At 69.6% G+C, this 23,338-nt stretch carries 21 protein-coding genes and 1 pseudogene; 10 read left to right on the top strand and 12 right to left on the bottom strand.

The window, feature by feature from the left end; all coding sequences use genetic code 11:
- Positions 1-9: 9 nt before the first annotated feature.
- The 10 genes and pseudogenes from ACLQ3B_RS24375 to ACLQ3B_RS24330 all read right to left on the bottom strand — a co-directional run bounded on the left by ACLQ3B_RS24375 (position 10) and on the right by ACLQ3B_RS24330 (position 9,425).
- Positions 10-825 (bottom strand): NAD-dependent epimerase/dehydratase family protein, encoded by an 816-nt coding sequence (locus ACLQ3B_RS24375; protein WP_425783021.1) that lies wholly within the window; start codon positions 823-825, stop codon positions 10-12.
- Between the two features lie 12 nt (positions 826-837).
- Positions 838-1,008 carry a hypothetical protein gene (locus tag ACLQ3B_RS24370; protein ID WP_425783020.1) on the bottom strand — a complete coding sequence of 57 codons (171 nt, stop codon included), beginning with the start codon at positions 1,006-1,008 and terminating at the stop codon, positions 838-840.
- Positions 996-2,447 (bottom strand): PLP-dependent aminotransferase family protein, encoded by a 1,452-nt coding sequence (locus ACLQ3B_RS24365; protein ID WP_425783019.1) that lies wholly within the window; start codon positions 2,445-2,447, stop codon positions 996-998. The genes ACLQ3B_RS24370 and ACLQ3B_RS24365 overlap by 13 nt, the downstream gene beginning before the upstream one ends.
- Before the next feature lie 258 nt (positions 2,448-2,705).
- Positions 2,706-3,926, bottom strand: a complete 1,221-nt coding sequence (locus ACLQ3B_RS24360; protein WP_425783018.1) for a PP2C family protein-serine/threonine phosphatase — start codon at positions 3,924-3,926, stop codon at positions 2,706-2,708.
- 537 nt (positions 3,927-4,463) lie between these two features.
- Complete coding sequence (locus ACLQ3B_RS24355; protein WP_425783017.1) at positions 4,464-5,795, bottom strand: ricin-type beta-trefoil lectin domain protein; 1,332 nt, start codon at positions 5,793-5,795, stop codon at positions 4,464-4,466.
- Positions 5,796-5,938: 143 nt separating this feature from the next.
- A pseudogene (locus tag ACLQ3B_RS24350) lies at positions 5,939-6,132 on the bottom strand (non-reducing end alpha-L-arabinofuranosidase family hydrolase); the annotation flags it as partial.
- Positions 6,125-7,498, bottom strand: coding sequence for an endo-1,4-beta-xylanase (locus ACLQ3B_RS24345; protein WP_425783177.1), 1,374 nt, complete (start codon positions 7,496-7,498; stop codon positions 6,125-6,127). The gene ACLQ3B_RS24345 and the pseudogene ACLQ3B_RS24350, both read right to left, overlap by 8 nt.
- Before the next feature lie 511 nt (positions 7,499-8,009).
- Complete coding sequence (locus tag ACLQ3B_RS24340) at positions 8,010-8,396, bottom strand: hypothetical protein (RefSeq protein WP_425783016.1); 387 nt, start codon at positions 8,394-8,396, stop codon at positions 8,010-8,012.
- Between the two features lie 5 nt (positions 8,397-8,401).
- Positions 8,402-8,641 (bottom strand): DUF7161 family protein, encoded by a 240-nt coding sequence (locus ACLQ3B_RS24335; protein WP_425783015.1) that lies wholly within the window; start codon positions 8,639-8,641, stop codon positions 8,402-8,404.
- Positions 8,642-8,756: 115 nt separating this feature from the next.
- Positions 8,757-9,425: a GAD-like domain-containing protein gene (locus ACLQ3B_RS24330; protein WP_425783014.1), complete on the bottom strand. Its 669-nt coding sequence runs from the start codon at positions 9,423-9,425 to the stop codon at positions 8,757-8,759.
- Between the two features lie 124 nt (positions 9,426-9,549).
- Here ACLQ3B_RS24330 and ACLQ3B_RS24325 point away from each other — a divergent pair, with 124 nt between their 5' ends.
- Positions 9,550-11,100 carry a mucoidy inhibitor MuiA family protein gene (locus ACLQ3B_RS24325; protein WP_425783013.1) on the top strand — a complete coding sequence of 517 codons (1,551 nt, stop codon included), beginning with the start codon at positions 9,550-9,552 and terminating at the stop codon, positions 11,098-11,100.
- Between the two features lie 235 nt (positions 11,101-11,335).
- On the opposite strand, the gene ACLQ3B_RS24320 is transcribed toward ACLQ3B_RS24325, so the two are convergent.
- A complete protein-coding gene (locus tag ACLQ3B_RS24320) occupies positions 11,336-12,319 on the bottom strand; it encodes a GNAT family N-acetyltransferase (protein ID WP_425783012.1) in 984 nt (327 codons plus the stop codon).
- Between the two features lie 333 nt (positions 12,320-12,652).
- Here ACLQ3B_RS24320 and ACLQ3B_RS24315 point away from each other — a divergent pair, with 333 nt between their 5' ends.
- From ACLQ3B_RS24315 to ACLQ3B_RS24300, 4 genes are all read left to right on the top strand, one after another.
- On the top strand, positions 12,653-13,528 hold the full coding sequence (locus tag ACLQ3B_RS24315) for a hypothetical protein (protein WP_425783011.1): 876 nt from the start codon (positions 12,653-12,655) through the stop codon (positions 13,526-13,528).
- Positions 13,521-14,021, top strand: coding sequence for a SigE family RNA polymerase sigma factor (locus ACLQ3B_RS24310; protein ID WP_425783010.1), 501 nt, complete (start codon positions 13,521-13,523; stop codon positions 14,019-14,021). Before ACLQ3B_RS24315 ends, ACLQ3B_RS24310 begins: the two co-directional genes overlap by 8 nt.
- A gap of 230 nt (positions 14,022-14,251) precedes the next feature.
- Positions 14,252-14,866, top strand: a complete 615-nt coding sequence (locus tag ACLQ3B_RS24305; RefSeq protein ID WP_425783009.1) for a hypothetical protein — start codon at positions 14,252-14,254, stop codon at positions 14,864-14,866.
- A gap of 274 nt (positions 14,867-15,140) precedes the next feature.
- The gene (locus ACLQ3B_RS24300) at positions 15,141-15,782 is read left to right on the top strand and encodes a serine hydrolase (RefSeq protein ID WP_425783008.1); all 642 of its coding nucleotides are present in this window, start codon (positions 15,141-15,143) and stop codon (positions 15,780-15,782) included.
- Between the two features lie 35 nt (positions 15,783-15,817).
- Here the strand turns inward: ACLQ3B_RS24300 and ACLQ3B_RS24295 are convergent, their stop codons facing one another.
- Positions 15,818-16,957, bottom strand: coding sequence for a substrate-binding domain-containing protein (locus ACLQ3B_RS24295; RefSeq protein WP_425783007.1), 1,140 nt, complete (start codon positions 16,955-16,957; stop codon positions 15,818-15,820).
- A 412-nt stretch (positions 16,958-17,369) separates the two neighbouring features.
- Here ACLQ3B_RS24295 and ACLQ3B_RS24290 point away from each other — a divergent pair, with 412 nt between their 5' ends.
- The 5 genes from ACLQ3B_RS24290 to ACLQ3B_RS24270 all read left to right on the top strand — a co-directional run bounded on the left by ACLQ3B_RS24290 (position 17,370) and on the right by ACLQ3B_RS24270 (position 23,275).
- A complete protein-coding gene (locus ACLQ3B_RS24290; RefSeq protein ID WP_425783006.1) occupies positions 17,370-19,373 on the top strand; it encodes a DUF2264 domain-containing protein in 2,004 nt (667 codons plus the stop codon).
- 41 nt (positions 19,374-19,414) lie between these two features.
- Complete coding sequence (locus tag ACLQ3B_RS24285; RefSeq protein ID WP_425783005.1) at positions 19,415-20,719, top strand: ABC transporter substrate-binding protein; 1,305 nt, start codon at positions 19,415-19,417, stop codon at positions 20,717-20,719.
- A 116-nt stretch (positions 20,720-20,835) separates the two neighbouring features.
- Positions 20,836-21,699 carry a carbohydrate ABC transporter permease gene (locus ACLQ3B_RS24280; protein WP_425783004.1) on the top strand — a complete coding sequence of 288 codons (864 nt, stop codon included), beginning with the start codon at positions 20,836-20,838 and terminating at the stop codon, positions 21,697-21,699.
- Positions 21,699-22,592: a carbohydrate ABC transporter permease gene (locus ACLQ3B_RS24275; protein ID WP_425783003.1), complete on the top strand. Its 894-nt coding sequence runs from the start codon at positions 21,699-21,701 to the stop codon at positions 22,590-22,592. The genes ACLQ3B_RS24280 and ACLQ3B_RS24275 overlap by 1 nt, the downstream gene beginning before the upstream one ends.
- A gap of 5 nt (positions 22,593-22,597) precedes the next feature.
- Complete coding sequence (locus tag ACLQ3B_RS24270; protein WP_425783002.1) at positions 22,598-23,275, top strand: hypothetical protein; 678 nt, start codon at positions 22,598-22,600, stop codon at positions 23,273-23,275.
- The last annotated feature ends 63 nt before the right edge of the window (positions 23,276-23,338 follow it).

Raw genomic sequence — 23,338 nt, 5'->3', positions numbered from 1 at the left:
TGCGAACGCTCACAGGGTGGCGAATCCCTTCCGCCAGGTGGGATAGGTCGGGATCCAGCCGAGCTGCGTGCGGGCGTGGTGGTTGCTCGCTCCCCGCGCCCAGCCATGCCGCTCGCCCCCGGTCACCGCTGGCGCCGCGACACCTGCCGCCGCGCAGAACGCGGGCACCCACTGCGACGCGGCGGCGGGCTCGTCGTCGCAGACGTTGACGACGCCGGGAGGCCACTCCAGAGCGGCGACCGCGGCGGCGACGGCGTCGTCGATGTGCAGCAGGCTACTCACGTCCGCGTCGGCGGCGACTCTGCCGGCGGCGGCGAACTGGGCCATCATGCCGTCGCGGGCGTACCAGGTGGCCGGGCCGTAGAGGGTGCCGTACCTCAGCACCACCCACTCGGGCGCCTCCCGCACGGCGGATTCGAGCGCGGCGACGCCCCCGACGGTGGTCTGCCGCGGCTCTGCCGCACCGAGGTCGAGCGGGGTCTTCTCGGTCGCGGGTTCGTCGCCCGACGCGTACGCCCAGGCGATGCTCTGTGCCACGATCCGGCGTACCCCGGCGGCGAGCGCCGCGTCGACCAGGTTGCGGGTCCCGACCCGACGCAGCCGCGAATTGGCGGCGAAGTCGCCCGTGCTCAGGTTGGTCAGTTGGTGCATCACCACGTCAGGCCGGGCGTCGCGAACGGCGGCTGCCACCGCGTCCCCGTCGAGCACGTCGACGGCGACCGGGCCGTTGCGGGCCAACCCGATGACCTCATGCCCCTGGGCGGTCAGGAGCGGCTCCAGCCGGCGGCCAATGACGCCTGTCGAACCGGCGAGAAGGATACGCATGACTGTGCTCCCTCAGTTCGGCCGGGATGAGCGGCGGTCAAAACCCTGTTCGAGCCCCTCGGGGCTCACCAGCACCAGCATTTCCCGCTCGGGCGCGCACGCCGTGCCAACCAGGAATGTGCTCACCCGATCGGGCGGGTTGTTGGCGGACCGGTCGTGGAGTGACATCTTCATGGTCGGCATGGATCGAACGTATCCCCGACCGGACCAGCAGGATGGACCAGTTGGCGACCGGCCTGGTGGACCAGTTGGCAGAGCCCGGACAGTGCCTCCTGCCAGGCATGAGCCGGCGGCGCCGCGTACCCGAGGACCAGAGCCGCCGCCTGCCGCTCGTCCGCCGGATCGTGCCAGTAGCCGTTGCTGTGCAGGCCGACCAGGCGCAGCCCTCGGCGGCGCCCGGCCTGGATCAGCCAGCGCTCCTCCGCCACGGACGCCAGCGGCAGCAGCGCGTGCATGCCGGCCGCGACGCCTTCCAGTGGGGTCGGAGTCACCTCGGCCAGGCGGCCGGCCAGTTCGGTCCGGCGACGCCGGTAGGTCAGGCGCATGCGGCGGATGTGCCTGTCGTAGTCGCCGTGGGCGAGCAGGTCGGCCATGGCGAGCTGGTCGATCGCGGAGACCGCCGCGCCGGCCTCCATGATCGTCGTGCTCAGGTCGCGTCGCAGTGCCTCGGGTACGACGAACCAGCCCAGGCGTACGCCCGGCGCCAGCGACTTGCTCGTGCTGCCGGCGTACACGATCCGCTCTGGCGCCAGCGCCTGCATCGCGCCCACCGGCCGCTGGTCGTAGCGGAACTCGCCGTCGTAGTCGTCCTCGATCAGGAACGCGTCCTGCGCCCGTGCCCAGGCGATGAACTGGTAGCGGTGGCCTGGGGCGAGAACCTCTCCGGTCGGATGCTGGTGCGCCGGGGTGAGCAGCGCGGCCTGACCCGCCGCGTCGTCCGGGTCGGCCCCGCCCGCGCCGACCGTGAGCGGGGTGACCGCCAGGCCCGCGGCGCGCAGCACCACGCGGTGATGGGCCAGACCGGGGTTCTCGGTGGCGATGGCGCGGACGCCGCGCCGGCGCAGCGTCCGCGCCAGCAGGGAGAGCCCCTGGGTGAAGCCCGCCGTGATCACCACCGAGTCCGGGTCACAGAGAACTCCACGAGTGCGCGCGAGATAACCGGCCACCGCCGTCCGCAAGCCAGGCAGCCCTGCCGGCTCGGGGTAGTCCAGCGTGCCACGCGAAGCCGTTCCCAGCGCCCGGCGGACGCTGTCGGCCCACGGGGTCCGCGGGAACGAACCGAGATCGGGAATCCCCGGACGCAACTCGATCACCGGCCCGGCCGGGGGCGACGGCCGTGGTTGCCTGTGCGAGCGGGGCGGATCGTGGAGCACGTCCGCGACCCGGGTGCCCGAGCCGGGTGCCGCCACCAGCCACCCTTCCGCCACCAGCTGCGCGTACGCCTGCACCACCGTGCCTCGGGCCAGGCCCAGGTCGGCGGCCAGGCTCCGGCTCCCGGGTAGACGCGACCCGGCCCGCAGCCGGCCGGTCCGAATGCTCTCCCGTAACGCGCTCTCCAGCGAGCGACCCGGGAAACCCGCACCCCGATCGAACTCCAGATGCAGGTCGAGCGACTTCGTCACCCAGCAACGATCCCATTCGTGCGAGCAGCGACGGCAGGTTCGGCGTTCGCGCACTTCGCGACGCGCGTGATCACGCCGGCCGGCGGTGCGGCGTGCGCGACCGCGCCCAGACGAGGCCGGCTGGCAGGCGGTGCTCAGGGGCCACCGATCGCAGAGACGATCTTGGCCGGGGTGTTCAGGGGCGGGCCGCCGCCTGGCGGCGGGCGCTTCCCCTGCCGCCTGATGTGCCGTCGGAGGCGCCGATGCCGCCGGAGCGGTCTATTCCGGGGCTGGTCGGCGGCGGATGACCAGCAGGGCGATGTCGTCGTTGGGGTGCTGCTCCGCGGTGGTGGCCATGATGTGGTCGCACAACGCCTCGGATGGCCCGGACCGCACGGCGTCGGCGAGGCGCTCGATCCCCGTGTCGATCAGCTCGCTGCGGCGTTCGACAAGTCCGTCGGTGTAGAAGACGAGTGCCGCACCCGGCGGTAGGTCCATGACTGTGGTGCGGCGAGTGGCCAATGGTCGGCCCACACCGAGCGGCCGGTCCACAGTCAGGTCGACGAGCTGGGTGGGCTGGCCGGGGACGGCCAGCAGCGGTGGCAGATGGCCGGCGGAGGAGAGGTACACCGTCCTGCGGTCGGGTGCGATGAGGGCGTAGACGGCGGTGGTGAGGGTGCCCGCTTCGAAGTGGTGGATCTTGCGGTCGAGGGAGGTCAGCGCCTGGGCGGGATCGTCGGAATCGAGGGCGTAGGCGCGTAGCGCGCTGCGGATGCGTCCCATGACGACCGCGGATGGCAGCCCGTGGCCGGAGACGTCGCCGATGACGGCGCCCAGCCAGCCCGAGGGCAACGTGAAGACGTCGTACCAGTCGCCGCCGATGCCCAGGTCGTGGCCGGGTATGTACCGGGCGGCCAGGTCGAGGCCGGGGATGTCGGGTAGCCGGCCGGGTAGCAGGCTGTGCTGCAGGGCCAGCGCCGCCTGCCGATCGAGGACCTGCAAGCGGGCCTGACCCGCGAGGCTGGCACGATCGGCGACGAGCTGCAGCAGCTGCACGTCGTCGGGACCGAACCGCCGCAGGGCCAGGGAGCCGACGTGTAGTACGCCGACGAGGTTGCCGTTGACGAGCATGGGCACACCCAGCAGGGCACGTATGCCTGTGGCGAGCAGGATGGGATTGACCACGTCGTCGGGCGTGACGTCGTAGATCGTGACCGGCGCTCGTGTCGCCGCCACTCGCCCGGCGAAGCCGCGTCCGATCCGGATGCGGAAACCTCGGCGTACCTCCTCCTCCAAGCCCTTGGCCGCTGTCGCGACGAGCTCGCCGGTGTGTTCGTCCAGGAGCAGGATGGTGGCGGTATCGACCTTGAGCAGATCCCGGACCCGTTCCAGTAGCTCGTCGAGCAACTCGGCGACGTTCAGCCCCGACAGGGCGGCATCGGTGATCGCCCCGATACGACGCAGCCGCTCCTCGTTCGTCATCAGCTCGGCATCGGCCACCCAGGAAGCCTAGACGCCGGCACGCCGCCGACAGCACGCCAGCAGCGAGATCAACAGGGTGCCGTGTCTGCCGTGCCGCAGTGCGCGGGAACGTGCGGTTATCCGAAAATCCCGACCTGCCCTGGTTAATCTGGAGCCAACGCGGCCAGGTCGCGAAGCCACGACGACCAGCTCGCGATCCGGCGGGAGTGGGCCGACGACGTACGCGGCGAGCCGGGCCCGGTCGGCACGTCATCCCGGGGGAGGCCGCCGAAGAAACCACCCACCAGCTCCTGGATCTCCCGACGTGGAGCGCTGACCCGGTGGCGCCAGGTCGTGCGGCAGAGAGGGAGAGCAATGCCAATCACCCGTGTCGCGATCCGGGCGGGTAAGCCCGAGACGTACAAGAAAGCGCTCCTCGACCAGATCTACGAGGCCCTGTGACACGGGCGGACCCGGCGTGACGCCGAGCCCGCCCGTCTCAGGTGTTCCGGAACTCGCACCGCGGCTGGTAGACCCGCAGGTCCTCGAACAGTCTGTGCTTGGAGTCGGCGGTGATCATCGTGCGAGAGAGGTCACCCGGAATTGCTGGTTGGTTTGTCCGTGGCAGTCGTAGAGCTGGATCTGGGCTCCGTTGGCGGTGCTCCAGGCGTCGAGGCATCGTCCGGATTGGACGTTGCTGATGGTGCCGTTGGAGTTGACGTTCCACTGTTGGTTGGTTTGGTTGTGGCAGGTGTAGATCTGGACTGCGGCGCCGTTGCCGGTGCCCGCCGCGTCGAGGCACATGGTGCCGTACACCTGGAGTTGTTTGGTTGAGGTGTAGGTCCATGCCTGGTTGGTCTGTTTGTTGCACCCGTAGAGCTGGACTCGGGTGCCGTTGGTGCGTGAGGCGTTGGGCACGTCGACGCATCGGCCCGATTGCGTCCCGACGATCTCGCTGGCGGAGCCCGGCGGGACGGTCGGCGGATCGGTGGGGGTCGGCGTCGGGGTGGTCGGCGTCGTGGGCAGCAACGGGCAGGTGCTGCGCGAGGTGACCACGCCACTGGAGTCCAGCAGCGGGCAGAGGAACTGGCTGTACCGGGTGTCGTTGTCGATGAACATCTTGACGAACGGCAGCATGGTCCGGACCATCACCGGGTTCGACCGTCCGACCATGAACCCATGATCCGCACCGGCGACCTCCAGGTAGACGCTCTCCGTCGTGGCCGGGAGGCTGTTGTACAGCCCGGTGGCGTAGGACGGGGTGACCACCGTGTCCGCCTGTCCGGCGAAGATCATCGTGGGCACCCGGTCGTTGGCCAGGTTCGACGACGGCGAGTACGGCGCGATGCCGACCACTGCCTTCAACGACGAGCGCCGGGTGGCTGCGCTCAGGGCGCCACCGCCGCCCATGGAGTGACCGGCGACCGCCAGCCGGTTGGGGTCGACCCGGTCGCGTACCGGGCTCTGCGTGGTGAGGTAGTCCAGGGCGGCGAGCAACTGGGTGCCTCGGGCCGTGTCGAAGTCGTTGCGGCTGTTGGTCTCGATGCCGATCACGACGAAGCCGTGGGAGGCCAGCCACGGTCCCATCCAGGCCAGCTCCGCGGAGAACAACGCGGTGTAGCCCGGCGAGATCGCGATGGCCCCGAAGGTGCCCTGGCTGGTGTCGGTCGGGTAGTAGATCCTGCCGCCGTTGAAGCCGTACCCGGTGGGGACGCTGACCGACGTGTTGGCGAAGGGGCCGTTCACGGCGGTGACGCTGCTCCGGGTGGGATCCGGGCCCCGCTGGTACGGGTTGTCGGCGGCCGACGCCGACCCGGTCGCCACGCTGATGGTGAACAACCCGACCGCGGCGGCGATCCCGGCCGCGGCGAGCTTGACCAACAGGCGTCCCCGAGGACGGGGTGACACTCGGCCAGCATGGGTGTTGGCCGCGGGCGGGGGGTGGTGGTTCGCGGGTTCGCGCATTGTCGGTACCTCCTGGTGGTGGGTGGGTGCGAGACGGGCGGGCTCGCGATGGTGCCGAGCCCGCCCGCCCCGGCGTTGTCCGGTCGTCAGCGTTGCGGCGTCAGCAGGCCCGGCCGGTACGGCAGGAGGCCGTAGTCGCCGCCGGGGCTGGGAGAACGCCCTGGTGGAGCAGTTGCAGGTTGCAGGCGTCGACAGTCATCGTCTGATCCGCGTTGCCGCGCAGCAGCTCGCCATGGCTGACGTCGATCGTCCAGGTCCCGCCGCCGTTGGCCTTACCGGCGGAATTGCTGGTTGGTTTGTCCGTGGCAGTCGTAGAGCTGGATCTGGGCTCCGTTGGTGGTGCTCCAGGCGTCGAGGCATCGTCCGGATTGGACGTTGCTGATGGTGCCGTTGGAGTTGACGTTCCACTGTTGGTTGGTTTGGTTGTGGCAGGTGTAGATCTGGACTGCGGCGCCGTTGCCGGTGCCCGCCGCGTCGAGGCACATGGTGCCGTACACCTGGAGTTGTTTGGTCGAGGTGTAGGTCCATGCCTGGTTGGTCTGTTTGTTGCAGTCGTAGAGCTGGACTCGGGTGCCGTTGGTGCGTGAGGCGTTGGGCACGTCGACGCATCGGCCCGATTGCGTCCCGACGATCTCGCTGGCGGAGCCCGGTGGGACGGTGGGGGTCGGCGTCGGGGTGGTGGGCGTGGGGGTCGGATTGGGGTCTGCGCTGTTCAGCGCCTCAAGGGTGGCCGTGTAGGCGGCCTTCTTGTTGCCGCTGCAGTCGAAGAGCAGCGGAGTGCCGCTGGAGCGCCACGAGTCGCAGTCCCGCACCCCCCACACGGTGAGGCCGTTGCAGCGCGCCACGGCCAGGCAGTCGTTGACCACACTGCGGTAGGTGTTGGCCTGCGTCGTGCCGGAGCCCTCGATGTCCAACTCGGTGATCTGCACGTCCACCCCGAGGGCTGCGAAGCTGGACAGCGTGGTGCGGTAGTTGCTGTTGTACGGCGAGTTGGCGTTGAAGTGGGACTGGAAGCCGACGCAGTCGATCGGCACCCCACGGGACTTGAAGTCGCGCACCATGTTGTACACGGCCTGGGTCTTGGCCCAGGTCCAGTTGTCGGTGTTGTAGTCGTTGTAGCAGAGCTTCGCGTTCGGGTCCGCCGCGTCGGCGGCGCGGAACGCCGCCTCGATCCAGTCGTTGCCGGTGCGCTGCAGGTTCGAGTTGCGACGGGCGCCGCTGTTGCCGTCGTCGAACGCCTCGTTCACCACGTCCCACGAGTAGATCTTTCCCCGGTAGTAGGAGGCCACTCGGGTGACGTGGTTCAGCATCGCGTTGCGCAGCGCGGTGCCCTCCATGCTCTGCATCCAACCCGGCTGCTGCGAATACCAGGCCAAGGTGTGGCCGCGGACCTTCCAACCCCGGGAGGTGGCGTGGTTCACGATCCGGTCCGCGTTGCCGAAGGTGAAGTTGTTCTGCTGCGGCTCGGTCGCGTCGATCTTCATTTCGTTCTCGGGAGTGACGGTGTTGAACTCCCGGTTCAGGATCGTCGTGTAGGCGCTGTCGTTGAGCCTGTTCGCGGCGACGGCGGCGCCGAAGTACCTGCCGGACTGGGCCGCGGCGGCCCCGAGGGTCGTCTCGGCGGCCTGGGCGAGATTGGGCAGCATCGACACGGCCAGGGCCAAAATTATCGCGGCCGTTCCGGAAAATGTGAGCGTTCGTATGCGGGTACGCCTGATGGGACGGGTCCGGGAAACCATGCTGATCCTCCGGTGGTGGGGTGGAAAGCCGCTGTCGCGGTGGGGCCGGTCGCCCGCCGTGAAGTCGTTACGGGCGTTGGTCTGTCTAGGTGGTGGGCGTGTTCACCTGGCAGGTGGGTGGGCCTGACTGTCGCGTGCGGCGCCTCCAGTACAGAAGGATCTTGTTAACGTTCACAGTCATCGATGGCTCTCAGGCTGGCAGAAAATTCCAGAGTTTTCAACCGGTAGTTTCGGGCCTGTTACGGATCAGAGCGGTAGGGCGCCGAGCCCTCTTCGGCCAGCCAAGATCGAATCCTCTGGCGTCTCGGCGCGGCCAGCACTCTCGGCTGTCACCCGGCGTGCTCATCCCGCAGGTCAGCGAGACCTGCTGGATGATCATCGATGCGGTCAGCCCGGAGAACCCACGTCTGAGGCAGGTCTAGCCGGCAATTGTCCAGATCACCAGTAACGGCAGGGTTAGCAGGTAGGCGCTGCCGCAGACCTGGAACGCCTTGTCCGTGGCGCGACCGGACAGTCGGCGACTACCGGTGAGCACCTGCAGTGGAGTTGTGCCCGTGTTGTCGCCGCCGTCTTCGAAAGTCAACGCACACACCAGAAGCAGGACGTCGGCCGCGATGAGCAGGGGCCATGCAGACTGTGGCGCGGAGAATCCGGCGTAGATCAGCGGTCCCAGCACGATCGCGGGTATGGTGCCGAGCGATATGGCGCTCACGAAGATCGTGATGATGGCGAACCAGCCAAAGGCGGTCAGTCGCAGGAGCACAGCCAGTCCGACGACCGTGATCTGCACAAGTCCCATTGACACCGCAGTCACCCTTCTGCGTACGTATCGCGTACAGCCAGCTGGTCAAACCTGACCCGCGCACTCTTCGGCGCGGCGTCCCCCGTGGTCTGCACTCGCAGAGTGACTGTCGGGCCAGGAGTGTCCTCGACGATGACCACGTCCGTCGTGCCGGCCGGCAGATCGGCCGGCCATCCCGCATCATCGGTCGGCTCACTTGTCAGGAGGCGCGCGGCGCGTCCATTCAGACCCGTGTCGGTGGCCCGCACGGGCCGCCAGCCCGTCAACGCCGACCTTGTCGGCTGTTTGGCTGGCACACGCGCGGGCGCGGCGCTGCTCGGTGGTGCTCAGCTGCCGTCCGGTCGTCGGCAGCGCCGGAGCCGGTCACTGACCGATCCACGTGTGCAGGAGCTCGTCATTGTCCACGATGCGACGCGCGGAGAGCTCGGCGAGCAACTCCAGATGGACGGGTCCGTCGACGATCTCTGCCCGGTCGGGACGCAGCGCCCCGCCGAGGCCCAGGGCCGGGACAAAGCCATAGATGGTGTCGGGGCCGACCGGACCACGCAGTGCGAGTATCCGATCGAACAACGGCTTCTTGTCGGCGCCGTACAGGTCGACACTGCGGCGGTCCTGGCACATCAACAGCGCGTAGAGCCGGTCGTCGCGGTTATCGTCCGACATCGCGCGGCCTGCCTGGTCCGTATGGACCACCCACCCGTGCTGCGCGGCGATCGTCAACCGCGAGCCCGTCTGCTGCCCCCACACCTGCACATCGCCGAACGCACTGCGGCTCACCGCAATCCAGCGTTCTTCTCTCGGCAGGGCAAGGCCGTTTGTCCATGCGTCGACCGCCGGCTGCCACACCTCGGGATCACACAACCAGAACGATCCGTTGCCGAAGCCGGCGAATCCGTACCTACGCCAGTACGCCAGCAGTAGATCGGGCACAACGCCCGCAAACTGAGCCAGCCGATCCGCGCGGACCGGAGCGGAATAGGTTGGCGGTCCCCATATCTCAGCCAATTCCGCTACGTCGTCATTGCGAGTCACGGGGAGCAGCGTACGGTGCCACGCCCGAGCGGTTGGGGCGTCACCCAGGTCCCGAGAACGGACAGGCGATCCGCGGCCGCGGGCCTTTGCTGCTGGCTTGGCACGCTTGAACTACCCTCGCGCCGTGGAAGGCACAGAGATCGACGCACCCATCGTCGGGGTCACCGTCTACCCGGACCGGGCCCGGGTCACCCGCCGGGGCAGCCCTCGGCTGACCGCCGGCGAGCACCGCGTACGCATCGCGCCACTCCCACTCGGCCTGCGGCGTGACTCCATTCGGGTCGGCGGCCGGGGCGCGGCGACGGTACTCGGAGTGGACCTGACCACCTGGCGGCAGGCCCGCAGTGCCGACGCGCAGATCGTCGTCCTCGAGCAGCGACACCGCGAGCTGGACGACGAGTTGGCCGAGGTCGAGGACGCGGACGGAATCGAGGAACAGCGCGGGGAGTTCCTCGCCCGGTTGGCCGAGCGCGCCGGTGGCACGTACGCCCGGGCGTTGGCCTCCGGCGACGCGTCGCCGACCGACGTGGCGGCCTTCACCGACTCGGTGGCCGGTCAGCTCGCCGAGTCACGCGGCCGGCGGCGCGGGCTGTCTCGGCGGCGCACCGAGTTGGCCGCGGAGTTGGCCGCGGTCGAGCGCGACCTGAACGCCGCGCGCGGCAAGCGGACCCCGGACCGGTTGGCCGCCGAGGTGACGGTCTCGGTGGCGGCCGACGGCGCCGAGTTGGAGCTGGAGCTGACCTACCTGGTCGACGGTGCGGTTTGGCGGCCCTCCTACGACCTGCGGCTGGTTGCGGACACCATGACCGTGACCTGGTTCGGGTTGGTCAGCCAGAGCACCGGAGAGGACTGGCCGGAGTGCGAACTTCAGCTCTCGACCGCCCGCCCTGCCGCGGCGAGCGTCGTACCCGAATTGTCGCCCTGGTATCTCGACCGGTTTCGGCCGGCGGCGGCCGTGCCGGTCGGGATGCCGCCACCGGCGCCGGGTGGGGCGGCGGCTCGGTTCGCAGCCCCTGGGACCCGTGTGCAGGAGAGCGTCGCCCAGGTCGAGCACGGCATCAGCGCGGCCACCTATCGGCCGGCCCGGCCGGCGGCGGTGCCGGCCGACGGCAGCGCGCACCGAGCCACCATCGCCGTGCTGGAGCTGCCAGCCCGACTGGACCACGTGACCGTGCCGGTCCGCGCCGCCGAGGCGCACCTGCGTGCCACGGTGCGCAACACGTCGGATCACACGATGCTGCCCGGTCCGGCGGCGGTTTTCCACGGCGCCGATTTCGTCGCGGCCACCGGGCTGCCGATGTGGGCGCCGGGCGAGGAGATCGAGCTGGGGCTCGGGGTCGACGACCGGCTGCGGGTGGAGCGGAAACTGCACCGGCGCTCGGAGACCAAGGCCGCGCTCGGGTCGACGAGGCGGCGAGAAGTGGACTACCGGATCACCGTCGCCAACCACACGCCCCGGTCGGCGACGGTCGAGGTACGCGACCAGTTACCGGTGTCCCGCGACGAGGCGGTGGTGGTGCGGGAGACGAACCTGGCACCGGCGCCGGCCGAGCGTACGGAGCTGGGAGAGCTGGCCTGGCGGCTGTCGCTCGCGCCGGGCGACAGCGGTGAGATCACCATCGGCTTCCGGGTCGAGCTGGCCAAGGGCGTGGAACTGACCGGCTGGCGGGAGTAGGCACAGGGCGTCGAACCCCGGGACATGAGGGCCTACGTGATCTTCAACGTGGTGCTCATCTCGATGTCGGCCATCGAAGCAGCCGTCGTTCTGGCCACAGTCCGCCTGCGGGCTCGGCATCTTCCCCGGTGGTTACTCCTGACGCCACTTTCTCCACGGGCGAGTTCTGGGCCGGCATTGGAATCAACACCTACTTCTTCCCAGGAGCGGTGTTGCTGGTGGGGACGACCGTTTCCTACGGCTGCTCGTCGGCCCCGGGGGTGAGCTGCCGCATCAGCACCGCGAACCCTCGCCCCGACTCGACAAAACCCAGTTTCCGATAGAGCGCCAGGGCTGGGTCGTTGCTGTCGGTGACCTGGAGTCGTAGTTGCCGGATGCCGGCTGCGCGTGCACGGTGCAGGACCCGCGAGATCATCGCGGTGGCCAGGCCGCTGCGCCGCCAGGGTGCTCGGGTGCCCAGACAGTGCAGAATCGCCGTCGGTGTGTCCGTGCTGCCGTGGGCGAGCGCGTAGAGGAAGGCGGCCACCGGGTTGTCGCCCTGGTGGGCCTCGGCGAGCATCAGGCAGGAGAGGTCGGGCAGGAACCGGGGGTGCCCGGTTGCGTGCTGGGGCCAGGTGCGCTGGTCTGGTCGGACAGCGGCCGGGTTGTCGGCGTAGGCCTCGTTGTGGGCCAGCCGGGCCAACTCGTCGTAGCGCTCGTCGACAGGTGTCAGCACCAGACCGGGCGGCAGCACGGGAGCCGGTGGCGCGTCAGGCACCGTCAGGACGAGGTGCCGTTCGTGCCGGACCAGCGCGAAGCCGTCACGGATCAGCAGCTCACGCCCCGTTGGGTCGTTCTCGGCGCAGCGGGTACCGAGGACGGCCTGTGCCGACCCTCGGTCAACGCGCAGCTGCTTCGCCTGATCGATGAGCCAGTGGTGCAGCTCCGCGCGGACGTCGTCCGCGATGTCGGGGTGAAACACCTTGGTCAGGCGAATCCGCAGCACGTCGCCCGCTGTTCCCATGTCGGCGACCTCACCGTATGCGACGACGGTGTCGGTGTCGTCGCGGCCAACTCGGGTGCGTCCGGCGCCGTCCGGACCGAGAGTGGCCAGCCGGTTCCGGACGTCCTCGGCGCGCTGCTCCATGTCGACGGGGGCGACCGCCTCGGCGCGCTGGAAGAGTGCTGCCAGCGGTGGTGCCTCGGCTGGTGTGGCGCGACTCCATCCGGCGATCCTCATTGATGGTCATCCTATGGAGCCGGCTCGATGGAGGTCAATCACGAAGTCCGTCGCCGATGAGGCGCGGACACTCGACAACCTAACCTCCTAGGATGCTCTACGGGTTGTGCCTCAACCGACCGTGGGCACCCGTGTGGCCGCCACCCGCTGACGCTCCTGGCAGGGGAAACATGACGCTGAGGAGGCGGCTGGACACGTACCGGAAGGCCGCGTCCCGCCGACACGGGCGGCTGAAAATTCGCGTCGAATCGCGGTAACCAAATCGGTTGGCCAACCCGTCAGGTCAGTGATGGATCGCCACTGCGGGCGGTCGGCCGAGGAGGGGTACGGGACATGGGCGACGTCCGTGGGCGTTTGAGGGACGATCTGGCCCGACATCCCGCCCCGCCGTTGGGTGACCTGGTGCAGCAGGCGGTGGTGCAGGGACGCCGACTGCGCCGCCACCGCCGGCTGGCGCAGCTCGGCGCCGGCGGAGCGGCGTTGGTGCTGCTGCTCGTGATCGGCCTGATCGCCGGGCCGCTCGGCTTCGGTGCGGACGCCGGCCAGCCCGTCGGTCAACCGGGTGGGCCGGTCGAGACCGCCACGCCGTCTCCGGCTGGGTCCCCAGGTGGCGGAAAGGCCGGGCTCGATGGGGGCGCCGGTGAGGAGCAGGAAGGAGACCCCCGCCGGTTCGTGTCGCCGACCTCCTCGACCACGGTGATCGACACCGTGAGGATGGGGCCGGGGCCGGAGGGTGAGTTGCTGACCACCACACCGCAGGGCGCTCTGGAGCTGCTGACCCGGCTTCTGCCCAAGGGGCCGACCAGCGGTTATGCGAGCCTGCCGAGCAGCGGGGCAGGCCCCGGCATGCCGTACGTCCAGGTCTACCTGGATCGAGGCGACGGACCGGGGATGCTGCGGCTCGTCATCTACCAGGACGACCTCCGCGGTAGCCCGGCCCCGGGGACGGTCGAGCTGACCGAAGTACCTGACAACTGTGTCCAGAACAAGATGGTCACCGTGCACCACGGCGGTGGCCTCAGGGTCGATCTGATGATCTCCACCTGTCTGAGCTGGGATCCCAAGGGGACCTCGCCGGCACCGCCCGTCCTCTCCGTGAAAGAGGCGATCGAGATCGCCGCGAATCCGAACTGGGGGACGAAACTGCCGGCCGGGTTCGTCATCACCGGTGCCAAGAGGTTCCCGAAGCTGGCCGGGTCGAATGGCTGACGAAGACTTCGTGGAGTTCGCGCAGGCGGCCGCCGGCCGCCTGCGCGACGCCGCGTTCCTGATGTGCCGCGACTGGCATCTCGCCCAGGACCTCACCCAGACGACGCTGGCCAAGGTGTACGCCAACTGGAGGCGGGTCCGCCGGGCCGACGACCCGCACGCGTACGCGCGCAAGATACTGCTGCGCTGCATGATCGATCAGCAGCGGCGTCACTCCAGCCGCGAGCTGGCAATGTCGGCGCCGCCGGATCGGGGCGAGGAACATCCGGCCGAGCTGCGCATGACGTTGCTGGACGCGGTCGCCACCCTGCCGTTGCGGGAGAGAGCAATCATCGTCCTGCGCTACTGGGACGACCTGAGCGTGGAGGCAACCGCCGAGGTCGTGGGTGTCTCCACCGGGGTCGTCAAGAGCCAGAGCATGCGTTCCCTCAGTCGCCTGCGCGAGTTGCTCGGCGAGACCCGTTCCGAGCTGTTCGCCGAGGAACGCCATTGACCGGTCCTGTCCGCCGCCGCGGTGCGGCGGATCTCGGCGGTGTTGGGCCGCCGGACGGCATCCGCCGCACCCGTGGTGCGGCGACGAGGAACAAGCCACCACGCATCGTCGCCTTGAACGCGACGGGCGGTGGCGCACATCTGCGGTTGGGGAGGTTTTCCGTGTTCGCATCGAGCAGCAGGCCGTGCGGAGGCCGGATTCGCGGCAGAGGCCGAGGCTCGGTCGTCGTCGTGCCGGCGGTCCTGTGGGTGTTGGTGATGATGGCCGCAGGGTGTCATCGGGGGGAGGCCGGCGTCGGCCCCGACGAGCGGCACACCGCGAACGCGGAACGGGGCGATCCGGGCATGCTGCTGGGGGCCGGCGATCTGGGTTCGGACTGGCATGAGGACGACGCTCGAACCGGTCTGCCGCCCTGGCCGTGGGAGCAGGGCAGCTGTCCCAACTATCGGAGCGGTGACTACACGGCCAAGTCGCATCGGCGCGCTGCCGTGGAGCGCTACTACCGGCCGTTCGACGGCTCGTCGCCGGCCCACCACGTCGTGGAGACGTACGAACCTGGGTGGGCCGCGCGGAACGTCGACGACGTCCGTCGGGTCCTGCTGCGGTGCGCGAGCTACCTGGTCCTCGGATCGCGGGTTTCGTTCGACGTCGTCGATCCGCATTATCTGGACGGCGCCGGCATGCTCATCCGAGGTCGCATCGCGCATGCCGACATCCCGACCACGGTGACGTACTTCGTGATGCTGAGCCGAGGCGAGACGGTCTCGACGGTCAGCCTGCCCGACCTGGGCAGCCAGGCCGCGGTGGACCTCATCGCGGCGAAGGCGGTGGCCCGTCTTGGCTGAGCGGGAAGGTCGGCAGCTGTCGCGCCGCTGGGTCGTCTCCGCGGCCACCCTGTCTCTCGCCGGCGTCGCGACGGCCGCCTTCGGTGCCACGCGCGGCGGCCACGGCGACGGGGCTGGCCCAGCGCGGGCTTCTTCGCCTGTCAGTCCGGTCCCCACGACGCCGGCCATCGACCGCGTCGCCCAGGCGAGAACGCGCATCGAGGCGTACGTGCAGCGGTACGGCGGCCACTTGGCGGTCGCGGCAGTGGATGGACAGGGAACGGCTGGGGTGACGGTGGGCGCCAGACGGTTCGAGACCGCCAGCATTGTCAAGGTCAACATCCTTGCGGCCCTTCTGCTGCGCCAGGATCCGCCGGGCAAGGCCCTGGGTTCGGACACCCGACGGATGGCCGAAGCCATGATCGTGTCCAGTGACAACGATGCGGCGGTGGCCCTGTGGCAGCGGATCGGGGGCTCACGTGGCCTCACCGACGCGAACCGCGCACTCGGTCTGCGGGAGACCAAGCCCAACAAGCACTGGGGGCTCACCACGACCACGGCTGCCGACCAGCTGCTTCTGCTGACCGCGTTGACGTCGCCGGCGGGGCCACTGACCCCATCGGATCGGACGTTCGTCATGGGCCTCATGAACAAGGTGATCCCCGAGCAGCGCTGGGGGGTCACCGCCGCGCGGGAGCCGGGCAACCGTTCCGTCTACGTCAAGAACGGCTGGGACACCGTCGACGTCGACGGTGGTCGCTGGCTGGTCAACAGCATCGGACGGATCGTCGAGGCCCGTCATGACTGGCTGATCGCCGTGCTGTCCGACCATCATGTGAGCCAGAAGGAGGGCGTACGCGTCGTCGAGAAGACCGCCACGTACGTGCTCAAGGAGATGCGGGCCGCCACTGCCGGCGACGGTCCTTCGCAGGGGTAGGCCCGGTGTCCGACGGTGCGGACGTGCGGGAGCACCTATGCCGGTGGCGGCGCGGTCGAATCCCGGATCCGCAGTGCTGGGCTGATGACGATCCGGTGGGTGGGTCGGCCAGGGTCGGCGAGCCGGTCGGCGACGAGTCGCACGGCGGCCCGTCCGATCGAGCGTCGCGGCGGTCGCACCGCTGTCAACGGTGGACTGAAGAGCCCGGCGACCTCGTCGTCGTACGCCACGATGGAGAGGTCGCCGGGAACGGACAGGTGCCGCTCCTCGCAGTGCTGCACGAGCGCGATTGCCTCCGCGTCGGCGTGCACCAGCAGCGCCGTCGTCCCGGTCGCCTGGCATCGGTCGAGGACGTCGTTGAGCGCGGTGTCTCGCTCCGGTGACCGCGCGTCGGGTACGACGGCCACGACTGTGGCCTCCGGGTCCAGGCCGCACTCGGTCGTGGCGTCGAGCCATCCGCGCCGCACGTGCTGGCTGGTGGGGCTGTTGGCGTCGAGCACCAGGCCGACCTTGCGGTGCCCGAGCGAGGTGAGGTGGCGCACCGCCATGCCCGCACCGAGCGCGTGGTCGGTGACGACCGATTCCATGACAGCGTGGTGGCTGCCTACCGTCGCGGTGCGTTCCAACAGGACGACCGGGACGCCGGCCTGGTCGAGCCACTCGATGGTGCGCTCGGCGTTCGGTGCGTCCAGGCTCGGCGCGATGATCAGCGCGTCGACGCCCATCCGCCCCACCAGCCGGGCCAGTTGCGGCTGGTCGTCATCGCTGTCGTAGGAGGAGCCGCGCAGGACCACACGCATGTCGAGCTCGCGGGCGGCGCCCTCGACGCCTCGAGCCACGTCGGGCCAGTAGTAGTCCAAGGAGGGCACGAGCATGCCGAGGGAGTGCCCGACCCGCGGGGTCCGGTCGGCGGCGGGTGCGTCGTCGGCTGTCGGGACGTCGTCCGGCAGGATCAGGGCGACCCCGCCGTGGACACGGTGAACCAACCCTTCGGCGGCGAGCTCCGCAATGTCGCGTCGGATGGTGACCGGCGCGGCGCCGAGCAGGTGGGACAGGTCGGAGACGCGCATCGAGCCGTCGCGTTGCAGGGCGGCCAACAGTTGCTGGCGGCGGGTGACCTGAAGCGGCCCGCGGGAGGACTCCGCCGCGGCGACGACAGGACTGTCCTTGGTCATGGGGACCTCCGAGGAACGCTTCGTGCGGCGAAAGCTCTTGCATGACGGGGGAGTTCGCCGGCCGGGTCGAACGCGCTGACGACGCTTGCGAGCCGGATCAGCTGTTCTCCCCGGGTGGCGGCGCGAGCACCCAGGGCTCCTCAGACTGATAGAGCGGCTATGAGCGATTCTGATCGTATCAGAGCGCTTGTGGCGGTTGAGCCCGGCCGCAGTGGTCCCGGCCGCCGTGGGCGGAGGCGGCATCGTGTGTCCTTCTGATCAGATGTGCTCGTATCGGTTTGGGAACGGCATTGACTTGCTCGGTTGTGAGCGTTTTACTTCGGAAACCCCGTGGATGCCTGCGCGACACATTCATGGGCGACGCCCCGCTCGCCACACTCCACGGAGACGGATCGATGCGACAGGATCTCGGATGACGTTCGCGGCGACCGGCCGGATGGCGCCGGGGGCGGGCTCGGACGCCGACACCGGCGCGACCTGGACCCGGGATGACTGGGTGGCCCTCGCCGACCGGATGCTCGCCGCCGCCCGACCGTTCGCGTCGCCCGGGCACGCCCTCGTCACCTTTCCCGGGCCGGAGGGCGGTTACGGGCGGGCCGTCGACGGGCTGGAGGGCTTCGCTCGCACCTTCCTGCTGGCCGGTTTCCGCATCGCCGGCGCCCGGGGCATGGGTGTGGACGAGCTCGTGGACCGGTACGCGGCCGGCATCGCCGCCGGCACCGACCCGCGCTCTCCGGACCGCTGGGTGCGCTTGGACGAGCACCCCCAGGCGAAGGTGGAGGCCGCCTCCATCGCGCTGGTCCTGGACCTGACCCGCCCGTGGATCTGGGACCGGCTGCCGTCCGCGGTGCGCGAGCGGGTCGTGGACTATCTGCGCCCGGCGGTCGGCGACGACACGTACCCACGGATCAACTGGGTCTGGTTCCGGCTGGTCGTCCAGACGTTCCTGCGTTCGGTGGGCGGGCCGCACTCACTCGACGAGATGGCCGAGGATCTGCGCACGCACGACGGCTTCGCCCGCGGGGACGGCTGGATGTCCGACGGGCCGGAGCGCGCCTACGACCACTATGTGGGCTGGGCCCTGCACGTGTACCCGACGCTGTGGTCCCGGATGGCCGGCGCCGCCGACCTGGCCGAGCAGCGCCGCGAACGGGACCTGGCCGGCCTCGACCGCTTCCTGAGCGACGCGGTCGCGCTCGTGGGCGCCGACGGCTCACCGTTGATCCAGGGGCGAAGCCTGACCTACCGCTTCGCCGCGGCGGCGCCGTTCTGGGTGGGCGCCATCGCCGGCGTGCCCTCGGTCGGCCTCGGCCGGTTGCGCGGCGCGGCCACCCGCATCGTGCGCCACTTCGTGGCCAACGGCGCCCTGGACGAACGCGGCCTGCTCACCCTGGGCTGGCACGGGCCGTGGCCGCGACTGGCGCAGTCGTACTCCGGGCCGGGCTCGCCGTACTGGGCAAGCAAGGGCCTGCTCGGCATCGCGCTGCCGGCCGACCATCCGGTGTGGACGACTCCCGAGGAGCCGCTGCCGGTGCAGGAGCGGGACACCGTGCGGGCGATTCATGCGCCCGGTTGGCTGGTCTGCGGCACCCGTGCCGACGGCATCGTCCGCGTCGTCAACCACGGCACCGACCACGCTGTCGAGGGTGCCACCGTCTCGGATTCCCCGCTCTACGCCCGACTGGGCTACTCCACCGCCACCACCCCCGTCCTCGACGACAGCGGTTGGGCCAGCCCGCTCGACCAGTCCGTCACTCTCGTCGACGACGCGGGTCGGGTCACCCACCGCGCCGGCATGCGCCTGCTGACCGTGCGCGTCGACGCCGACGGCGTGGGTGTGGCCGGCTCACGTGCCCTCGCCCACTGGGTCGACCCGGACCCGGATCAGCGCGATCACGGCGGGGGCCGCCGGGGCACGTCCCGACCGGCCGGGCACCTCACGGTGTACTCGCTGGTCCGCGGCCCCTGGGAGCTCCGTCTGACCCGCGTCGACGGTCTCGCCGACGGTGTCGAGGCGGCTGCGCTGCGACTGCGGATCGGCGGCTGGGCCGTTGCCGGGGACGCGACGGCGACCTTCGGCGACCGGGTGGCGGTCGTGACCGGGGCCGGCCTGACCAGCAGGCTCGAGAGCGTGCACGGTGGCGCGACGGCCGGCGCCACCGCGGTTCCGCACGGCGGGCCGCTGGCCGGCGGGCTGGTCGTGCCCTGGCTGGACCACCCCGTCCGGCCGGGCGCATGGGCCACCGCCCTCATCGAGCTGTCCACAGTGCCGGCGGCCACGGCCGGGCAGGCATGCCAGGTCGTGACCGACGAGGACGCCGACGGCCTGCACCTGGCGGTCGACTGGCCTGACGGGATCAGCACGTCGACCCGTCTGAACACGGAGTATGCCGGGCCCACCCAGGTGGCCTGGTAGCAGTGCGGGCCCGTCCGGGCCCCTGACCTAAGGAGAAAGGGATGAAGCGTGCGATACCGGCCGTCATCAGCGCTGCGACGGCCCTGACGCTTGTTCTTGCCGGTTGCGGCGGCGGAGACGAGCCAGTCGACCCCAACGCCCCGGTGACGATCACCCTGGCTGGCTGGACCCTGTCGTCCACGCCCGAGTTCAAGACGCTCGCCGACGGCTTCAAGGCGACCCACCCGAACGTGACGGTGGAGCTCAAGGAGTACGCCCCGGGCAACGACTACGACACCCAGATGATCACGGACCTGGCCGCCGGCACCGCGCCGGACGTCTACGTCCTGAAGAACCTGAAGAACTTCTACACGTACCAGAGCGGTGGTCAGCTGCTCGACGTCTCCGACGCCACCGCCGGCCTCGACTCGGTGCCCGCGCTGTCGTCGTACCAAGTGGACGGCAAGGCGTACGCGGTGCCGTACCGGCAGGACTCGTGGGTGCTCTTCTACAACAAGGACCTCTTCGCGAAGGCGAAGGTGACGCCGCCGGACGGCAGCTGGACCTGGGACGACTACACCGCCGCGACGAAGCAACTGCACACCGGGCTGAAGGGGGCCGGCTCGAACGCGACAGGCGCCTACCAGCACACCTTCCAGTCGACAGTGCAGGGTTTCGCGCTCGCCCAGACCCCCAACGCTGACCTGCTCTCCGGGGACTTCGGCTACCTGAAGCCGTACTACGAGCGGTCACTGGACCTGCAGGCGGCCGGCGCGCAGCCGACCTTCGGCACGGCGAAGACCAACAAGCTCACCTACCAGGCGCAGTTCGGCAAGCAGCAGTCGGCGATGCTGCTGATGGGCACCTGGTACGTGGCCACGTTGCTCAACCAGCGAACGAGCGGTGACGCCGACAAGTTCCAGTGGGGCATCGCGCCGGCGCCGCAGTTCGACAAGTCCACCACCGGCACCTCCGCCACGCCTGTCACCTTCGGTGACCCGACCGGCTTGGGCATCAACCCGAAGATCAGCAAGTCCAAGACCGCCGCGGCCAAGGCTTTCCTCAAGTACGCGGCCGGCCCGGACGCCGGCAAGGCGCTGGCCGGGATCGGCATCACCCCGGCCCAGGTCAGCGACGCGGTCACCGCCACGCTGTTCGGGCTGGACGGCGTGCCGCAGGACGACCTGTCGAAGTTCGCCTTCGCCAAGCACACCATCAAGCCGGAGAACCCGGTGTCGAAGCACACCGCCGGCCTGCAAAACCTCCTCAACGACACGCATTCGGCGATCCTCTCCGACAGCAAGGACGTCGATGCGGCGCTGAACGAGGCGCGGACCCGCGCCAAGAACGAGGTCCTCAACCAGTGAGCTGATGGCGGGCCCGGCGCGCCTGAGCCGCACGCCGGTCCCGCCGCCATGCCGAACGCTTCCGGAGACTCCCTATGGCAACATTGCCGCGCACAAGACCCAGGAACCGGCGGCTGGTGTCGCGCAACACGGTCGCCGGCTGGTCGTTCATCCTTCCCAACTTCGTCGGCTTCGCCGTGCTCACCCTGCTACCCGTCGCCGTGCTGTTCTACGTGGCCTTCACCAACTGGAACGTCTTCGGGGTGGCCGAGTGGACCGGCACCGCCAACTTCCGGCGGATGTGGGACGACGCGAGCTTCTGGACCGCACTGCGCAACACCGTCTACTACGCCGTCTTCCACATCCCGCTGACCCTGGTGGCGGCACTCGGGTTGGCGCTGCTGCTCAACCGCAAACTGCGCGGCGTACGGTTCTTCCGTACCGTCGCCTTCTTCCCCTACATCACCTCGATCGTGGCGATCGCGGTGGTCTGGAACCAGCTCTTCAGCCCGGAATACGGCCCGATCAACGCTCTCCTTGGCGCCGTCGGGGTGGACAACCCGCCGGGCTGGACCGCGTCGGCGACCTGGTCGATGCCGGCGGTCATCATCGTCGGCACCTGGCGGTACATGGGCTACTACATGCTGCTGTTCCTGGCCGGCCTGCAGACCATCCCGGCCCAGCTCTACGAGGCGGCCGAGACCGACGGCGCCTCACCGTGGCAGCGGTTCGTGCACGTGACCCTCCCCGGGTTACGACACACCACCTTCTTCGTCACGGTGCTGCTCACCATCGAAAGCTTCAAGGTCTTCGACCTCATCCTCGTGATGACCGGCGGCGGACCGGGCCAGTCGACACTTGTGCTCTCGCAGTACATCTACCAGAAGGGCTTCGAGGAGAACCAGTTCGGCTACGCCTCGGCGGTCTCCATCGTCCTGTTCGCCATCTGCTTCGGCATCACGATCATCCAGTTCATGGTCAACAGGCGGGGGAACAACTGATGACCGCGACCGACCTCTCCACGCCCGTCCCCGCCATCGCCGCGCCCGGCAACCGTCGGCCCCGCCGAACGGTCCGGTCCCGGGGCGGGCGGCTCCTCGGGTACGCCGCTCTCGTGCTCGCGGCGGTCGGGCTGCTGCTGCCGTTCTTCTGGATGGTGGTGGCGTCGTTGAAGACAAACAACGACGTCTTCACCATCCCGATCACCTGGCTCCCCGATCCGGTGGTGTGGCGAAACTACGTCGACATCTGGCAGCGCTCGGACATGACGACGTGGCTGTGGAACACCCTGCTGCTGTCGGTGGTCGTCACCTTCCTGCAGGTGTTCACCGGCAGCTTCGCGGCCTACGGCTTCGCCCGCGTCCGCTTTCCCGGCCGCAACCTGCTCTTCCTGGCGTACGTCGGGACGATCGCGGTGCCCTGGCAGTCGTACATGATCCCGCAGTTCATCCTCATGTCGAAGCTGCACCTGTCGAACACACTGTGGTCGATCATCGCGATCCAGGCGTTCGGCGCGATCGGCGTGTTCCTGATGAAGCAGTTCTACGAGACGATCCCTGAGGAGCTCAGCGAAGCGGCGCGGATCGACGGGCTCAGCGAGTACGGCATCTACCGACGGATCATCCTGCCGCTGTCCCGGCCAGCGCTTGCCAGCCTGGCCCTGCTGATGTTCACGACAACCTGGAACGACTACCTCGGCCCACTGATCTACCTGCGCAGTCCGGAGTTGCGCACCATCCAGTTGGGGCTGAACACCTTCATCTCCCAGTACAACGCCGAGTACGCGCTGATCATGACGGGCTCGGTGCTGTCCGTGCTGCCTGTCGCTGTCATCTTCCTGCTCGGCCAGCGCTACTTCATCGAGGGCGTCGCCTCGACCGGACTGAAGGGTTGAGGCCCATGCGTTCGCGCCACCACATCATCACCGCGGTCTTCGACGGAATCTACGTCGCGCTCGTCACCAACCTGCTGCTGGTGCTCGGTTGCCTGCCACTGGTGACGCTCGCGTTCACCACCGACGCGGCGCGGTCCTGGCCGCTGTACGCGCTGACCGCCCCGCTCTGCGCGCCCGGGCTCTGTGCGGTCTTCGCGGTCATGTCCGCCTACTCGGCCGGCGACACCGGCGGCGTGCTGCGCACCTACGGCCGGGCGTGGCGAACCACTGCGCGGCCGGCGATGCTCTGGACGGCGGCGGCCATGGCCGCCCTGGTCGTGCTGGCCGTCGACGCCCGCGCCGCGTGGGGCCACCGGGTCGGGGCGCTCGCCCTGCCGGTGCTGGCGACCCTGATCGTCCTCACCGTCGCGACCACGCTGCTGGGGCTGGTGACCCTCGCCGACCGGCCCACCGCGCCGCTGCGGGAGGTGGCCCGCGCCTGCGTGTATCTGGCGGTGCGCCGCTGGTACCTCACCGCCGGGTCTCTGCTCGTGCTCGCGCTGCTCGCCCAGATTCTGGCGGCCCGCCCCGCGATCGCGCTCGGCCTCGCCGCCGCGCCGCTGCTCTACGTCGTCTGGGCCAACAGCCGCTTCACCCTGCGCGCCGCCCTCGACCCACCGGCGGCCGCACCCCAGCGCATCTGACCACCACGTTCCGGCCACCAAGCCGGGACGCCGATGACACACCTGCCCGGCACCGGACCGGAC

Origin of the sequence: Micromonospora sp. DT53, assembly GCF_049841535.1 — a bacterium.
In the GTDB taxonomy this organism is placed as follows: domain Bacteria; phylum Actinomycetota; class Actinomycetes; order Mycobacteriales; family Micromonosporaceae; genus Micromonospora.
The sequence above is the reverse complement of the archived record's forward strand: the minus strand, read 5'-3'. Positions and strand labels throughout refer to the sequence as shown.

Excerpts from the sequence above, each read along its gene's own strand:
- ACLQ3B_RS24295 (WP_425783007.1), bottom strand. The coding sequence starts at position 16,957 with ATGACCAAGGACAGTCCTGTCGTCGCCGCGGCGGAGTCCTCCCGCGGG.
- ACLQ3B_RS24375 (WP_425783021.1), bottom strand. The coding sequence starts at position 825 with ATGCGTATCCTTCTCGCCGGTTCGACAGGCGTCATTGGCCGCCGGCTG.
- ACLQ3B_RS24270 (WP_425783002.1), top strand. The coding sequence starts at position 22,598 with ATGCGTTCGCGCCACCACATCATCACCGCGGTCTTCGACGGAATCTAC.
- ACLQ3B_RS24370 (WP_425783020.1), bottom strand. The coding sequence starts at position 1,008 with ATGCCGACCATGAAGATGTCACTCCACGACCGGTCCGCCAACAACCCG.
- ACLQ3B_RS24320 (WP_425783012.1), bottom strand. The coding sequence starts at position 12,319 with ATGAGGATCGCCGGATGGAGTCGCGCCACACCAGCCGAGGCACCACCG.
- ACLQ3B_RS24310 (WP_425783010.1), top strand. The coding sequence starts at position 13,521 with ATGGCTGACGAAGACTTCGTGGAGTTCGCGCAGGCGGCCGCCGGCCGC.
- ACLQ3B_RS24315 (WP_425783011.1), top strand. The coding sequence starts at position 12,653 with ATGGGCGACGTCCGTGGGCGTTTGAGGGACGATCTGGCCCGACATCCC.
- ACLQ3B_RS24285 (WP_425783005.1), top strand. The coding sequence starts at position 19,415 with ATGAAGCGTGCGATACCGGCCGTCATCAGCGCTGCGACGGCCCTGACG.
- ACLQ3B_RS24290 (WP_425783006.1), top strand. The coding sequence starts at position 17,370 with ATGACGTTCGCGGCGACCGGCCGGATGGCGCCGGGGGCGGGCTCGGAC.
- ACLQ3B_RS24275 (WP_425783003.1), top strand. The coding sequence starts at position 21,699 with ATGACCGCGACCGACCTCTCCACGCCCGTCCCCGCCATCGCCGCGCCC.
- ACLQ3B_RS24345 (WP_425783177.1), bottom strand. The coding sequence starts at position 7,498 with ATGCTGCCCAATCTCGCCCAGGCCGCCGAGACGACCCTCGGGGCCGCC.